The organism is Akkermansia sp. UNK.MGS-1 (genome assembly GCF_000980515.1).
Lineage (GTDB): Bacteria > Verrucomicrobiota > Verrucomicrobiia > Verrucomicrobiales > Akkermansiaceae > Akkermansia > Akkermansia muciniphila.
On the sequence record NZ_LBCB01000040.1, the window covers coordinates 86,426 to 101,559 of the forward strand.

The window sequence follows — 15,134 nt, forward strand, 5'->3', positions numbered from 1 at the left end:
AATCATCTCCCGTCGATGAGAGCAAACCAACCCTGCCAGCTGCCCATCCACCGGGCCGGTTCTCTTTTGAGAAGCTCTCGTATAGACTGGCACCGCCATAAAACAGCCCCTATTCAGGACATACTGAAATCTCCGGATTTTCTGGCGGCAGATAAGAAGCTCCCCCTGGCTCTGGGGATAGATGACAACGGGCATCCTGTCATCGGCGATCTGGCCGTCATGCCGCACCTGCTGGTAGCCGGAGCCATCGGAAACGGCAAGTCCATGTGCATGAACAGCATCATATCTTCCATGCTCATGAAGTTTCGCCCTGATGAACTGAAGCTCATCCTGATAGATCCGAAAATGATGAACATGCCGCTTTACTCCAGACTGCCCCATTTGATGGCGCCCGTGGTAACGGATCCCGGGAAAGTTCCGCGCGTCCTGCGCTGGTGCGTAAATGAGATGAAGCGCCGCTACTACTGCTTCGCCAAAACAGGCGTACGCAACTTTGATGCCTTCAACAAACGTCCGCCGGACGTACCTGCGAGAAAGGAGGAAGAACAGGAAAACAGAGCCATCCCTGAACGCTTCCCCTACCTCGTCATCATCATTGACGAACTCGCGAATTTGATGCAACCGGCGAGCCAGGATATGGAAACGGACATCGGCATCCTGACCCGGGGAGCGCGTGCCGCCGGCATCCACCTCATTACAGCGACACAGACGCCCAAAAAGCAGGTGGTAACGAGGACGATCAAGGCCAATATTCCGACGCGCATCGCCTTCCAGGTGGCAAGCGGTACGGATAGCCGCGTGATTCTGGACAGGCAAGGAGCGGAAAAACTGGTGGGCAAGGGAGACCTTCTGTATTTGCCGCCGGGTTCCGCCCAGGTAAAGCGAGTGCAGGGTGCTTTTATCTCTGACGTCGCAGTGAAAGCCCTGGTGGCCCACTGCGCTTCCCAGGCCAGGCAGGAATTCGATGAAGGCCTTCAGAAATCCCTGGATAACCCTTCCCCGGAAACCTCGGACACACCCGCCTGATGGCGCAGCTCTTCCCCCGCCCCGGTATTCCTTCGCAGACAATACTACAGGGCCGCGTCCGGGAAAATTCCGGCGCGGCCCCAAATTTCAGGCATGGAAAGACAGGTTAATACTCCACCACGGGGGCATCCTTCCACAGGGTGTCCATACCGTAGAATTCGCGCGTTTCCTGCCCCATGATGTGAACCATCACGTCAATGTAGTCCACTACGGACCACAATGCCACAGGCGTATCTTCCACATAGGTGGGGAGGGCTCCCGCCTTTTCCCGAACGGCTTCTTCCAGCTCCCGGATGACGGCTCGCAGATGGGGGACGGACAACCCCGTGCACACTACCATGAAATCCGTCAGGGAAGACATGCCCCGCAAGTCGTACACCCGCACATTTTCGGCCTTGGCGTCATCCGCGGCGCGGGCGCACATCCTGGCCAGTTCCATCGCATCGTTGGCTACCATATTCGATTCGTTTCTATTGAATTATTTCTTTTCTCCGCCGTCCTTGCCGAACTCATCAACGGGATTGTAGGAGAAGGGGTCCCGTTCCGCCTGTTCCAGTTCCCCTTCCATCTTCCGTTCTTCAGCGCCGTCCGCGCGGGTCTCTTCAGCTTCTTTCTTCTCGGTATGGCCGGAATCATCCTTCCCGGGCTGTTCCTCCACTTCGGAAGGCATGGGGGGCGGAGTCACCCTGGAGGGAGGGTTTTTCATTTCCCCGTATTCCAGAATATCCATGACCTGGGAACCTTCCAGCGTTTCAAACTCCATCAGGGCCTCCGTCAGAATGTCCAGCTTGTCCCGGTTTTCCGTCAGGATGGCCATGGCGCGTTCATAAGCGCTGTCCACCAGGAAGCGGACTTCCGAGTCAATCAGCTCCGCCGTGGATTCGGAATAATTGCGGGAACGCGTCCCCAGGTCGCGGGCAATATAAACTTCTCCCTGGTGTTCTCCGTACTCAATCAGCCCCAGTTTTTCGCTCATGCCGAATTCGCACACCATGCGCCGCGCCAGGTTGGTGGCGCTCTTGATGTCTCCGGTAGCACCGCTGGTCACATCACCAAAAACGATTTGTTCGGCGCAGCGCCCGCCCATCGCCACGACGAGCTGGTCCAGCATTTCGGACCGGAGCTGGTGCATCTTGTCGTCGGAAGGAAGCCACATGGTCATGCCGAGGGCCCCGCCGCGGGGAACAATGGTCACCCGGTGCAGCGGCTCGCTGTGCGGTGTTTTCAACAGGCAGATGGCATGCCCCGCCTCATGCACGGCGGTAATGCGGCGCCCCCGTTCGTTAATCGCCAGGCTGCGGCGTTCACGCCCCCAGCTGACCTTGTCGCGGGCTTCTTCCAATTCGGCCTCCGTAATCTCCTTCAGCCCCTTGCGGGCGGTCAGCAGGGCGGCTTCATTGACCAGGTTGGCCAGCTGGGCACCGGAAAAGCCGGACGTGCCGCGGGCAATCCGCTCAAAGCTGACTCCGGGCGCCATCTTCACTTTTCTGGCATGCACCTGCAGGATCTGTTCGCGCCCCCGGACGTCCGGCAGGTTCACCACCACCTGCCGGTCGAAGCGGCCGGGACGCAGCAGGGCTGGGTCCAGGATGTCCGCACGGTTGGTGGCGGCAATCACGATTACATTGGAGTTGTTTTCAAAACCGTCCATCTCCACCAGCAGGGCGTTCAGCGTTTGTTCCCGCTCGTCATTGCCGCCGCCCATGCCGTAACCGCGCTGGCGGCCCACGGCGTCAATTTCATCAATGAAAATCAGGCTGGGCGCCGTCCTTTTGGCCTGTTCAAACATATCGCGGACACGGCTTGCACCCACCCCCACGAACATTTCCACAAAGTCCGAGCCGCTGATAGAATAGAAGGAAGCGTTGGACTCCCCGGCAATGGCACGCGCCAGCAGAGTCTTGCCCGTACCGGGCGCCCCGACCATCAGCACGCCGCGGGGAATGGTGGCGCCCAGATCGCGGAATTTTTCCGGATTGCGCAGGAACTCCACCAGTTCCCACACTTCTTCCTTGGCTTCGCTGATGCCGGCCACATCCTTGAACGTCACCTTGTTCTTATCCGGGGAGATGAGGCGCGCCCGGCTTTTGCCGAAGCTCATGGCCCCCCGGGCCCCGCCGCTCTGCGCGCGGAACATGAAGAACAGAATCACCAGAATGAGCACGATGGGCAGCAGATTCAGCAGAATGCCGCCCCAGGAACCGGATTCACGCTTGAACTTCGTATCCGGCCCCAGCAGCTGCTTGACGCGGTCTCCCTGGAACTCCAGGGTAAAAGGCACTTCCACACGTTCAAAACGCTGTTTGTCCACGGAGGCGTCTCCCGTAGCCGCGGGCCAGATGCGGGTGACAATCTGTCCGACCAGCACGTTCTGGTTGCCGTCTTCCGCCAGGATGATGCCGTCCTTTCCTCCGGCGATGCGGCCTTCCAGGGCCAGACGGTTGAATTCAGGCACGGAAAGCTTCTGAGCTCCCTCAGGAATGAGGGAAACATTCTTTCCCTCTTCCGTCCGGTACGGGCTCTCCACCACCCTGTAGCCGGAAAGTTCATTCAGCAAAGGCTTGTCGCGGTCCGGAAGGGACATGGAATAAGTCAGCGCAAAGGGGGTCATTTCCACCTTCGGCTGAATTTCCTTCCTGTACACCAGCGCGTGAATAACGCCTTCGGAACCGTTCTCGCTCAGCACCACTTCCACGGGGGCCTTGGGGTCGTTCAGCACCACGCGCCCCGCTTTATACTGGGCTTCAAAGGATTCCAGATTTTCCTTGCGGGGGCCCAACCCGAAAGATTCAGGGGTGAAAAAGCCAAACGCAAGGACGCCTACAATGAGAAGTACCATGACCCACACGCCCCAGTTGGGGGATTCGGGCCTGCCGGAGCCGGGAAATTTGGGAGGACGGGGAGGACTGGGTGGCATTCTGTCAGACATAATGTGGTTAGCACACAGAAGTTAATGAATAGGGCGGCATGATACGCGAGTCCTTGTAAAATAAAACTTTTTTCCGAGACATGCCATACAGCCGCCGCAGGACGGGCCCGCACCGTTCCGGGCCGGGGCTCTTCCCGGCAATAAGGCCTTAACTGGAGCAGGCCTCATTCCCGCTTTCTTTTTCTGCGCCGCCCCTCATGGTTCGCGCTTTCTCCGTTCATGCGCTGCCGGAGACGCCGCTTCCACTGGGGCATCCTTTCTTCCGCCGGAGCCGCACGGGAACCGGCATTTTCCCGGCTCTTTTCCTGCCAGGCCCCCTCTTCCTGCGCGTTCAGCCGCTCCCGCCGCCTCTGCTCCTGGATTTCCGCCAATTTTCTGGCGCGGCGGATTTCCACCCGCTTGCTCACCTCCCCGTGGGCGGAGGTCACGCGCCAAGGGCCGATGCGGCGGGGATAGGTAATGGGCGCGCAAACCAGTTCCGCATCCAGAAAACGCATGGCCCCCACCAGCAGGTTCTTGACATTCGCCAGCAGGCCGCCGTCCGTCCAGACGCCGCCCATGCCCATTTCCAGCAAAAAAGCCAGATGAAGCGTTTCCGCCCCCGAAGCCTGAATGGAAAAATCCCTCAGGGAAATGCCCTCCGCCGGCTCCTCGTCCGGAGCGGCTACGGAAGCGGCCCGGAGGAGGAACATCGTATCCCGGACCTTGCGACTCAGGGCACAGACCAGTTCCCCCACTTTGGGCCGGGCATCAAAACGGTAATCCTTTACTTCCACCAGCCACAGATCCCGGCGTTCCGGATGATACAGCAGAAAATCCATTTCCTTGCATCCCCCGCAGAAATTCTGCGCCTGCCGGGCATAATAATCCGAACATTCAATGCGGCACACCACGTAGCCTTCATCGATCCAGAAACGGTGGACGCCCTCCACGTAATAAGCTTTTGACGGCTTATGACTCATAACTCAGCTTCAAATACCTGTCCGCCTGTTCGATTTCCGCTTCAAGAGACTCGATAGGCCCCACGTCCTCCAGGGATTCCCCCCAGGACACCCTTACCCCGGAACGTTCCCCCCGCGGCACGCTCATCCCGAAAAACTTTCTCTGCACCATGGCATTGCGGGGTTCGGAAAGCTGAATCATCAGTTCCCGCAGCAGGAACAGGCTGTGGGAGGACAACATAACCTGCACCCCCGTCTTGGCAAGCCCCGTCAGGGTTTTCACCAGCACGGGCAGGTGGGAGGCGTTCAGATTCATTTCCGGTTCATCCCAAAACAGGACGGAACCTTTTTTCACGGAACCGTTCCGGATCAGGTAGCTCAGCGTTCCCAGCCTTTTGAATCCTTCCGCCACCAGGCTCATTTCTATCGGCTGCTGTCCGGGACGCTGCAAAAAGAACCGCCCGTCACGCTTCACCACCTTCCCCCCGATGATTTTTTCCAGCCTGGCAACCACGCGCCCGGCATCCGTACTGATGGGCTCCGCTTCCGCCTCCATGTCCAGATAACGGCAGAGGTCCCAGCTGCCGCCGTCCAGAAATTCGGGGAATCTGCTTCCCACCTGCACAAAACTCGGATAAATGGTCAGAACCTCCCGCGCCGCCAGGAACACCACCGGCACGTTCAGAAAACGCCGGGGCATTTCCCGGATGCTCAGCCCCTCCTCTTCATGCCCCGCCTGGAAATCAAACACCAGGTTCCCCATGCCCTCCGGCACGCCGTCCCCCTCCATGGAGGCCTCCACGCGCGCATGGGCGTTTCCCCGGTTCCGGGCCGTCAGCCCGGCCAGCCCGCGGGACGCAAACACCCGCATCAGGTCTTTTCTGAGCCGCTGTTCCTCCGCCCATTTCTCCGGCAGGGATTTTCTCCCCCCGTCAGCGCTCCACTTGGCCACGGTATAGCATAATTTCAGCAAATGGCTTTTGCCGGAATCATTGCCTCCCACCACCACATTGATTCCCGGAACAAACTCAAAATGCTCTCTCCCGGGAAACACCGTCACGCCGCTCACCAGTAGGTCATGTATCATACCGTTCCCAATGTAGCACAGAAGCGCAGGCCGTAAATGACAAAAGCCGCCAGCTTCCGGCCACCGGGGAGCCTGCCGGAAAACACCGGAAACAACGGGGAAAACGCCTGCGGCCGCAGCGCCGCCCCATCCCCCGCAGGTTCCGGGCATACCCGGAAGGCGGCGCATTTTAGGCTTCCCATTGCCGGGAGCCTTATTAAAGTAATCCATATGAGCGCACAATGGACCACCGCCAGGGAATACACGGACATCAAGTATGAAACAACGGACGACGGCAGCATCGCAAAAATCACGATCAACCGCCCCCACGTCCGCAATGCGTTCCGTCCCCTGACCGTGCATGAAATGCTCAACGCCCTGAACGCCGCCCATGAAGACCCCAAGGTGGGCGTGGTCATCCTGACCGGGGAAGGCCCGGACGCATTCTGCTCCGGAGGCGACCAGAAAGTGCGCGGAAATGCCGGCTACATTGGTGAAGACGGCGTGCCGCGCCTGAACATTCTGGACGTGCAGCGCACCATCCGCACCATGCCCAAGCCCGTCGTCGCCATGGTGGCCGGATACGCCATCGGCGGAGGTCACGTCCTCCACGTCGTCTGCGACCTCACCATTGCCGCGGACAACGCCAAATTCGGACAGACAGGGCCCAAAGTGGGCTCCTTTGACGGGGGCCTCGGCTCCTCCTACCTGGCGCGCATCGTGGGCCAGAAAAAAGCGCGGGAAATCTGGTACCTGTGCAGGCAGTACGACGCCCGGCAGGCGCTGGACATGGGCCTGGTCAACACCGTGGTTCCCCTGGAGGACCTGGAGGAGGAAACGCTCTCCTGGTGCCGCCAGATGCTCCGCCACAGCCCTCTGGCCCTGCGCTGCCTGAAAGCCTCCCTGAACGCCGACTGCGACGGGCAGATGGGCCTGCTGGACCTGGCCGGCAACGCCACCCTGCTCTATTATATGAGCGAGGAAGCGAAGGAAGGCAAAAGCGCCTTCGTTGAAAAACGCGCTCCGGATTTTTCCAAATTCCCCAGACTTCCGTAACCTCCCCCACCTCCGCACCATGACACCCAGCTCCGACAACGAAGGCGCCCCCAGGAACGGCACCGCCGGCAGGGAATCCCTGCGCAATCTGCCGGAACATGAAAACATCGTGGAACATTTTTACGATCCGGAAGATCAGGGCTCCCGGGAAAAACCCATTCGTGAAAAAACGCCTTTCTCCCTGATAGGCAATCTCATCTTCCTGCTAACCATAGCCATTTTGGCCGCTATTGCCTGGCTGGTTTACTCCTCCTGGTGCCCGCAGCAAACGGACGACCTGCCCGGCTTCCGCCAAAGGGAAAACGCCCCGGATATCCCCAGAATCCTGAAACAGGCCATCAACAGGGACGCCTCCGTCTCGTTCTCGGAAGAAGACATCAACCGCTACCTGGCTTCCTCCATCCATCCCCAGCAGCACGGCGCTCTGGCAATCTTCGCCACCAACCCGGCGGCTGGCATCCGTCTGCACGGCGGCAAGGAACGGCCGGACGGAACCATCGGGGAAGGATACATGGAAATCATCATCGAACGCTATACGGGCATCGATTCCCGCCAGACGATTTCCCTGTTCCTGACGCCCTTCCAATCCCTGGACCCGCACAATTACATGGCGGTGCAGACCCGTTTCGAATTCTACAATGACGAAACGCTGCCGGGAGGAATCCACGTGGGGGGCACCATAGGCAGCCTTTCCGTTCCTCAGGGTTACATGATTTTTCTCCTGCCCGCGTTTGAAAACCTGCTTCAGGCCTACCTGCCGCTTATCCACATGATTGAAGAAAGCGGCATGGGCATCCATATCAGTGAAGGCAGGCTGAACCTGACGCCTCCGCAAAAGCGCACGCTGTAGCGGAAGGCCGCAGGGCCTTCCGCAATCACCGGATGCCCTGTCGGGCAATGAGCCCTTTCCAACCCCGGCATTCAATTTTTCTCCAAATCCCTGACCATCAAAGTCATATACTCCTCAGGCCAGGAATGGGTAATCTGCCCTGCATCATTGAAAACCGCCACCAGGCGGATGGAATCCCTCCCATCTGAAAGCACCAGCACGGTTTCATCCTTTTCAAAATCGTAACGGGGCTTGCCCAATTTGAATGCCGCACTCCTGCGGTCCGTCCTCAGCCACGCGCGCGCCTGCTCCATCGTCAGCCCGCGCAGAGCCCGGGCATCCCTGAAAACGCGCCGCGCCGCATTCATCGCCGATGGGCTGGAAACCACCATGCCGTCCCGGAACGGACGGGTCCCCCACATGCGGTCAATATCCCGGTCCAGCGCGCCGCCCATCCCCCCGGAAAGGAAAAACACGGCTGCGGGCCAAGCCAGGAAAATACCCGCCGCCCATATTGCCAGCCGTTTGCGGCTTCTGGAAAGAGCCGCTATTCCCTGGGCTATTTTTCCCCATTTTTCCACCAGTTCCCGGTCTGCATGCCCGAACAGGAAATTCACCTGTCTGCGTTCTATGCCGCCCCGCAGTTCAGCCACCGTCTTTCCCTTTTCGGGTGCCAGATCCTCCAGCGTAGGGCTTCCTTCCACGAAGTGGCGGAAAATCCTGGGCCACAGCACGGGAATAACCGCAAACCGGATTGTAAGCAAAACCAGGCTGCCCACCAGGCAGCCGCTTATCAACAGAATGTCAAACGAACGGCTGAAAAAATAGTCCGGATTCCACATCCAGATAAAAGGAGCCGCCAGATACATCCCCAGGGAAAACAGGCACCATGACCAGACTATGGCGGAAAAACGGCTGGCCGCAACAACCACCCCCAGCAGGAACAAAAAGGCCCCCAGGGCAATTCCCCACGGAAACGCCCCGTAAATGGCGGCCGGAAAAGCCAGAATCATCAATGCCATACCCGCGGACTGCCGAACTTTTTGCATATCCGGAACATAGCACAAGCCCTTGAAAGCATCAAGAAAGGAAGCCCCCGCAGTCACACAGGGCCTGTTCATCCTCCCCCGCCTTATTTCAGCCAGCCATATTCCATGATGAGGGCCGCTTCCACCTCCGCATTCTTGGAAGCCTCATTATCCAGGTCAGCATACATTTTCCTGATATCCTTCCTCTGTTCCAGATATTCATCTCCGGAAACGGATAATCTGGACTCCTTGAACGCAATTTCCTTCATCAGCACCCCCTGCCAGAGCTCAAACCTCCTGCGGCTCTCCAGCAACGCGGCTATCTTGATGCGCCGCCGCTGCAGTTCCATCACCACTTCGCGCTGCAGCAGTTCGTGGCTTTCTTTGGCCGACTTATACTGGAACCAGGATGTCAGGCGCGTATCCAGCTCTTCCCGCAGGCTCATGTTCACCTTCATATCGCCCGCTCCCGCAAAAAAACCGCCGTACGTCCCGCCCGTGCTGGAAAACAGGGTTGGGCTGTAAAAATTAATATCCACGGACGGGAAGAACTTCAATTTGGCATTCAACACCTGGAGGCGGGAAGCTTCCAGCTCCATGGCCACCATCGTCACCACCAGCAGATCCAACTGGCGGGACGCCGCCCTGTACCTGCCCCAGTCCAGCCTGGGCATCGTTTCAGGTTTCACCAGCCACCGGGCGTCCATATTCCCCAGCAGCACGGCAAAACCCTGGGAAATCTCATTCAAATTCCGTTCCCGTTCCAGGTCCAGCTTCTTTTTCTGGACGCCATCATCGTCATAAGGCAGGGAGCTCAGCTGGTTATTGTAGCTGAGCTGCGCATTCCGGTAGGAAAGCACCTGCTGGTACAATCTGGCCACCAGCTCCCTTTTTTTCATCTCCAGCGTCTTTTCCGCCGTATAAACAGCCGCCTTGGCGGAATAATAATCGAACGGGATCTGGGTGAGGGACGGCATGTTGAACAGGATGTTCGTGTTGTATTCCACATCGCTGGCCGTCACCTTGGCCAGGTCGCTCAATTCCTTGGTCAGCATCCAATCCAGATTGACGCCGGGGATTATCTGGGTAAAAACATTGATGACGGAACGTTTCGTCGTCTTGAGGGACTGCTCCGATTTTTTCAAGTCGATGTTCCGCTCCATCATCATCGCCAGGGCCTGGTGCCATGAAATTTCCTTCCGCGGCAGCTGCCGCCAATCGGGAACGGCATCCATCCTGGCCATCAATTCCCCCCGCCTTTTTTCCATGTGCCTGTCCACGGAGCAGGAGGCGCATACCGTCGCACAGAGGCAGAAGCACAACGCAGTCCTCAGCCATGCCCTTTCAAACAGGGAAAACAGGAAAGAACGGACAACAGGAGGAAACGGGAACATACAGGCCCCTTGTTATATAGCTTCTGCCCTTGAAAAGTCAAGCATCAACACGGCAGGCGGAGAAAGAAGGAAAAAAGAAGTCCTGGAGCGCAGGGAATTCGGTTTTTCCTTTCCCCGTGTAAAAAATACCTCCCTCCTGATTCCTATCTTGACAAATCATGTGTGATATCACAGTTTATCGGAAAATTATTATCCTTTTATGATGCGTCCTTTTTTTACCTCTTTGTCCGCGGCCTGCTGCTCCCTCGGCATTCTTACGCTGGCCCAATGCGGCGGAAGCAGTTCCGATGCCGAAGGCCTGGCGCCCTCCACCATCGGCAGCAAAGTGTTAAACATGCAGGTAACAGGCATTACGGATGCCGCCATAACGCTTCCCGCCATTTTTGACATGACCACCGGTGACAACGGGATGTTCATCATCCAGACGCAAGGGGAAGACATGAACATGTGGAACGGGGCAGGCATTTATTCCTACACCAAAACCGGGAGAAACACCGCGGAACTGAGTCTGAGCTACAACAGAAACAACGGTTCATCCTCGGAACCCAACACCCTCATGAGCACCATCCGGATTCCCCAGTTAACCTTTGAGAACGCCACCCACGCTTCTTCCGGGGAAGGCGGCGCCAGCGTTTCCTATATGAGAGCGCAAGATAGAGAAATCGTCCCTATCGACGGCATCACCATCAGCGTCAACATTATATCCCAGTCATAAATAAATTCTTTCCTTTATCCATCAAATCATGAATTCCCGCCTTTACATTCCCGCTTTAATTACTCTCGGGCTTGGGATCCTCTCCGGCTGCGGCGGATCCAGTTCCAGCGAACAGGCCTATCTTCCCACCGGCCTTCAGCGCACGTTGGACATTACTCTTCCGAACGGTCAGCCTTACGTCTTCTCGTTCATCATCGCCTCAGAAAGTACCGCTACTATCTACACCGGAACCAGTCCGACCGCCTCAACGGCATCCATTCATGTCGTCAACTACAAGCCTTCCTCTGATTCTGCGGAACAAATAGGCTTTTACTGGTCGTCCAATGACGGGGAAACAACCAACAATCTGAACGCCCTTGTCGTCCTGTATAATCCCGACAACATTTCCAAAGGCCTCGGTTCAGCCACTTGCAGTGTCAAAGACGCCGAATATCCCTCAACGATAACCCAGCAGGATAACTGCCAAGCTGTCATCAGGGACTTCATAACACCCAATTCCAGTTCCCAATAGGCCCCTTTTTTCGCACCTCCCTTCCCGCTCCCATTGTGGGAAGGGATTTTTTTACCCTGATCTCTCCTGCCGGAATAAAATCCACCTTTTCCCCAAACCGGCAAAGGCGGGCCGGACGGAACGCAAACAAAACCGGGAGCAGCCCCAAAGCTCCATCACTTACTTGAGCACTTTCCCTATGGGGCGGCAGGCGGAAAAGGCGACCGGAATGGAGGAAAGCAGAACACACCCCGCCAGGGAAATTCCCAGCAGCCACAAATCCTGCCGTATATCGGCATAAGTCAGGACGGAGTTTCCCAGCTTAAAGAATTCCCCCAATACGATTTTCTGGGTTTTCATGAACGCCCAGACGGCTCCCGCAAAGGAAACGCCAATCAGAAACGCGTTTTCCACGATAAACGCCATAATCAGCAGTACAGGGCGCACCCCGAAGCTCTTCATCAGCGTATAGACATATTCATTCTGACGGAATTCCATGGATGCCAGGGCTGTAAGCAGAATGCCGACGATCACCGCAATGCCGAGGGAAAAACCCGTCCTGCACTCCGTCTGGTTGCCCATCAGCACTTCCAGCCTGTCAAGCAGCCCTACGTGAGTCTGAACCATGGTCATGCTGCCGTCATAACGCACCATGTTGTTCAGCACTTCTTCTATGCTCCGAATGCGGGCCGCCGTCATTTCATGCACCCGGATGATGTAGCGGCAATTTTCCACGGGAACCTCCTGTCCGGAACTGAAGGTTCCTTCCGGGGCCAAAATGACTCCGGAAGGATACAGCCTGCCCAGCAAATGCCCCTCCGGCAGAGGGGAGGCATTCAGGGAAAAATCAAAATCCGCTATGGTAACCGTACAAGGCCCCGCCTGCAACGGGCTCCGGGAGGGGTTGTACAGGAGGACGGTAGCCACATCCTCCAACCCAAGCGCGGAAAGAAAGGAACAGGACTCCATGTTGTATTCCAGGATGGGGAATACTGTCTTGCCCACGCGCGCCACGCCCGCACGGGCATCATTCAGCACCAGGACGTCGCAGCCATACAGGGAAGGCAGTTCATGCTGCAGCAGATTTTTCTTGGAAGGGTCCTCGTCGCGCACTGTATCAAAAACAATAATCAGGTCCGCCCCGTTCTTCCTGATTTCATCATGCAGCATTTTGGCGGAGAGGACATAATTGGCAAGAAAAGAGAGCGCGCACAGGGAAAGGAAGAAGGCCACCAGAATCCGTGAAAGGGGGCTGGCCGGGCGTTCCTTCCAACGGTGGAGAGTATCTTTAAAGAGATACAGACAGGTTAAAATCAATGATTTCATGGGTCAGGTCAAACAGCCGGGAATCATGCGTGCTCAAAATGCAAATTTTGTCAGCAGGGTACTCCTTGATCAAATTTTTAATGATTTCCGTATTGCCGTCATCCAGGCCGGAAGTAGGTTCGTCCAGCAGCAGCACATCGGAATCCTTCATCATCGTGCGGGCAAGAGCCGCCCGCTGGGCCTGGCCGCCGGACAAGCTCCCCGCCTTTTTATGCCTCAGAGATTCCAGGCCCAGGCGGGTAATCAAATCATCCGCCCTCCGCGTCCACTGCTTTTTAGGCAGCATGGCCATTTCCGCGCACAATTGAAGGTTTCTCTCCACCGTAGCGAGGGGAAGGAGATTGAGCCCCTGGAACATGTAACTCACCTCCTTGCGCCGGTAGAGGGAATCCGCCTGAACCTTCCGGCGGGGGGTAATCACGCGCCCGCTCTGCGGCTTCAGATACCCCGCCAGAATTTTTAACAGAGTCGTTTTCCCGCATCCGGAATACCCTTTCAAAATGGTGATTCCGGAGGTGAACACTCTGTTATAATCTTCAAAAATCCACTGCTTGCCTGAATAACTGAAACAGACTGATTCGCACAGCAATTTCATTTTTTTCGAACGATCAATTCCGTTTCCCCATTCACCACCAGCTCCAGGTCCGGATGCACTTTTTCAAGAAGTTCCTGCCAGGACGAACATTTTTTCCCTTCCGGCAGGGAAGCCAGCCTCACCTTGTTGAGATGAAACACTTCTCCCTGCGGCATGTAATAAAGACGGGCCGTGCAGTTGGAACCCAGCATCGAATGGGCGCGCGCATGCTCCTGACGGGGCAGACGGAAAAAATACGCCAGCAATTCCCCGCCGCCGGAAACATTCTTCTCCACCCGCTTGAAGGCAAACTCCCCCTTCAGGGCGGAACCGTCGCCCAGAGGGACGGACAGGGAAAGGGATTCCGGCGGCAGATTCGTCAAATCAGGGTCCGAAATGGAAATGGTCAGATAATAAGAGGAGTCATCGCACACGGTCGCAATCGGGGACGCGGCATCCATGTACAGGGCTACGCTGTTATCCGGAGGAATGGAAAACTGGTACTGCAGCTTTCCGTCAAAAGGCATTCTGAGGATATATTTTTCCTCCTTCTTGCGAAAATCCAGACGCGGCTTGTCCTCCACCAGGGACAACTCCTTTTTGGAAAGCTCAATCTTGTCTTTCAATGCCCGGATGGCCCTTTCCCCGCCTTCCGCCTGCTTGCTGGCATATTGCCGTTCCACCCTCGTCAGGGAAGAGTAAAACTCTATCTCTTCAAGCTGTTTTTCCAGCTTTGACAACTCTTCCTCCTTAGCGATACGGTCCTTCAGAATTTTTACTTCCAGCTCCTTGCGCTCCAGTTCAATTTCATCTTCATTGACTGTTGCAATAATAGTATCCTTCTGAACGCGCCCGTCCGCAGGAATCCAGTTGCTGACAATTCCATCCGCCGGCATGACAAAGGAGCGCAGCCTTTCCGGGACGATCTTGGCGCGGAAAGTCTTGATAAAGCAGGCATCTTCCGATGCCGCCATACCAGTCCCCCCGCCGGCCGATTCCGCATTCCAGACACAAAGAGCCAGCCCCGAGCACAGCCAGATGCCCCAAAGACATTTCTTTGCCCTTCCGACCATAATTTCAAACAGTCCTGCCCCCGTTTCACGGCAGCGAAGCCCCGTCATAAATGATCAGAACTTCAGGATACCGTGTAACTCACCGTTCCTTCCGTAGCGGTCCAGTCCTGCGCTTCTTCAACGCCTTCATCATTTAAAACGGGAACCTGGTAAGTGATGGAACCGGTAAACGTTCCGCCGCAGCTCTCACGTTCATTGGAGGAGTTGAAGGAAATATTAGCATCTATAAAGGCCTTGTCCCTGTTTGTCACGACAATCGGGCCCGGAGCCGTCCACTGCCCGGAAGTAATCGTGAAATTCCCCCTCAGAATAGCGGATGATCCCGTCCTGCGGTACACTACGGAAGCAATATTCATAGGAGCGCTTTCACTGCTGCTTGCCGCGTTAATGCTTACCAGGGGCAAATCCGAACCGTTGCCCGTCAATTTGACGACAATGTTCCACGGCCCAACCCCGCCTTCCGTGGAAAGAGAAGCTGTCAAGTCCAGCATGGCGCCGGAAGGAAGGCTTTCCCCGTCACCGCTGCTGCCGCTACCTCCGCAGGAAAAAAGTCCAAGGGTCAAAGCTGCCGCGGAAAGGGAAGATAATACGCACCTGTTCGTCAATCGGGAAAACATAAACATAAAGAAAAAGATTTTCTTCAAGGATAGTGATTCCGTCCGGCGCGTCAACACATAAATAAAAGAA

The 15,134-nt window shown here is 56.6% G+C and carries 16 protein-coding genes; 6 read left to right on the forward strand and 10 right to left on the reverse strand.

Features of this window, described 5'->3' with window-relative positions:
• The first annotated feature begins 15 nt into the window (after positions 1-15).
• On the forward strand, positions 16-1,026 hold the full coding sequence (locus WW58_RS11875) for an FtsK/SpoIIIE domain-containing protein (protein ID WP_094139658.1): 1,011 nt from the start codon (positions 16-18) through the stop codon (positions 1,024-1,026).
• A gap of 106 nt (positions 1,027-1,132) precedes the next feature.
• Here the strand turns inward: WW58_RS11875 and rsfS are convergent, their stop codons facing one another.
• The 4 genes from rsfS to WW58_RS11895 form a co-directional block, all read right to left on the reverse strand.
• Positions 1,133-1,483: a ribosome silencing factor gene (gene rsfS, locus WW58_RS11880; protein WP_012419401.1), complete on the reverse strand. Its 351-nt coding sequence runs from the start codon at positions 1,481-1,483 to the stop codon at positions 1,133-1,135.
• A gap of 21 nt (positions 1,484-1,504) precedes the next feature.
• Positions 1,505-3,955: an ATP-dependent zinc metalloprotease FtsH gene (gene ftsH / locus WW58_RS11885; RefSeq protein ID WP_241652924.1), complete on the reverse strand. Its 2,451-nt coding sequence runs from the start codon at positions 3,953-3,955 to the stop codon at positions 1,505-1,507.
• Between the two features lie 164 nt (positions 3,956-4,119).
• Complete coding sequence (locus WW58_RS13680; RefSeq protein ID WP_102734837.1) at positions 4,120-4,917, reverse strand: hypothetical protein; 798 nt, start codon at positions 4,915-4,917, stop codon at positions 4,120-4,122.
• Positions 4,907-5,983 carry an AAA family ATPase gene (locus tag WW58_RS11895; RefSeq protein WP_046437896.1) on the reverse strand — a complete coding sequence of 359 codons (1,077 nt, stop codon included), beginning with the start codon at positions 5,981-5,983 and terminating at the stop codon, positions 4,907-4,909. Before WW58_RS11895 ends, WW58_RS13680 begins: the two co-directional genes overlap by 11 nt.
• Before the next feature lie 210 nt (positions 5,984-6,193).
• On the opposite strand from WW58_RS11895, the gene menB reads away from it, so the two are divergent.
• Positions 6,194-7,018 (forward strand): 1,4-dihydroxy-2-naphthoyl-CoA synthase, encoded by an 825-nt coding sequence (menB, locus tag WW58_RS11900; protein WP_046438010.1) that lies wholly within the window; start codon positions 6,194-6,196, stop codon positions 7,016-7,018.
• A 19-nt stretch (positions 7,019-7,037) separates the two neighbouring features.
• Positions 7,038-7,868, forward strand: coding sequence for a hypothetical protein (locus tag WW58_RS11905; RefSeq protein ID WP_022198390.1), 831 nt, complete (start codon positions 7,038-7,040; stop codon positions 7,866-7,868).
• A gap of 71 nt (positions 7,869-7,939) precedes the next feature.
• Here the strand turns inward: WW58_RS11905 and WW58_RS11910 are convergent, their stop codons facing one another.
• Together WW58_RS11910 and WW58_RS11915 are read right to left on the reverse strand one after the other, a co-directional pair.
• Positions 7,940-8,869: a hypothetical protein gene (locus tag WW58_RS11910; RefSeq protein ID WP_215836841.1), complete on the reverse strand. Its 930-nt coding sequence runs from the start codon at positions 8,867-8,869 to the stop codon at positions 7,940-7,942.
• A 110-nt stretch (positions 8,870-8,979) separates the two neighbouring features.
• Complete coding sequence (locus WW58_RS11915; RefSeq protein WP_215833604.1) at positions 8,980-10,269, reverse strand: hypothetical protein; 1,290 nt, start codon at positions 10,267-10,269, stop codon at positions 8,980-8,982.
• A gap of 199 nt (positions 10,270-10,468) precedes the next feature.
• Here WW58_RS11915 and WW58_RS11925 point away from each other — a divergent pair, with 199 nt between their 5' ends.
• Both WW58_RS11925 and WW58_RS11930 read left to right on the forward strand, forming a co-directional pair.
• Entirely contained in the window at positions 10,469-10,984 is a 516-nt protein-coding gene (locus tag WW58_RS11925; RefSeq protein WP_046437903.1) for a hypothetical protein, read from the forward strand.
• 28 nt (positions 10,985-11,012) lie between these two features.
• Positions 11,013-11,495 carry a hypothetical protein gene (locus WW58_RS11930; protein ID WP_046437905.1) on the forward strand — a complete coding sequence of 161 codons (483 nt, stop codon included), beginning with the start codon at positions 11,013-11,015 and terminating at the stop codon, positions 11,493-11,495.
• 159 nt (positions 11,496-11,654) lie between these two features.
• Here WW58_RS11930 and WW58_RS11935 read toward each other — a convergent pair whose 3' ends face one another.
• From WW58_RS11935 to WW58_RS13685, 4 genes are read right to left on the reverse strand one after another with little or no spacing between them, the layout of a single operon-like run.
• Positions 11,655-12,800, reverse strand: coding sequence for an ABC transporter permease (locus WW58_RS11935; RefSeq protein ID WP_128804708.1), 1,146 nt, complete (start codon positions 12,798-12,800; stop codon positions 11,655-11,657).
• Positions 12,763-13,395, reverse strand: coding sequence for an ATP-binding cassette domain-containing protein (locus WW58_RS11940; protein WP_046437908.1), 633 nt, complete (start codon positions 13,393-13,395; stop codon positions 12,763-12,765). Before WW58_RS11940 ends, WW58_RS11935 begins: the two co-directional genes overlap by 38 nt.
• Complete coding sequence (locus WW58_RS11945; RefSeq protein ID WP_128154952.1) at positions 13,392-14,495, reverse strand: hypothetical protein; 1,104 nt, start codon at positions 14,493-14,495, stop codon at positions 13,392-13,394. Before WW58_RS11945 ends, WW58_RS11940 begins: the two co-directional genes overlap by 4 nt.
• A gap of 14 nt (positions 14,496-14,509) precedes the next feature.
• Positions 14,510-14,938 carry a hypothetical protein gene (locus WW58_RS13685; RefSeq protein ID WP_215833077.1) on the reverse strand — a complete coding sequence of 143 codons (429 nt, stop codon included), beginning with the start codon at positions 14,936-14,938 and terminating at the stop codon, positions 14,510-14,512.
• Here WW58_RS13685 and WW58_RS13690 point away from each other — a divergent pair.
• Entirely contained in the window at positions 14,937-15,125 is a 189-nt protein-coding gene (locus WW58_RS13690; RefSeq protein ID WP_215833076.1) for a hypothetical protein, read from the forward strand. The two genes, WW58_RS13685 and WW58_RS13690, sit on opposite strands and share 2 nt — an antisense overlap.
• Positions 15,126-15,134: the final 9 nt, after the last annotated feature.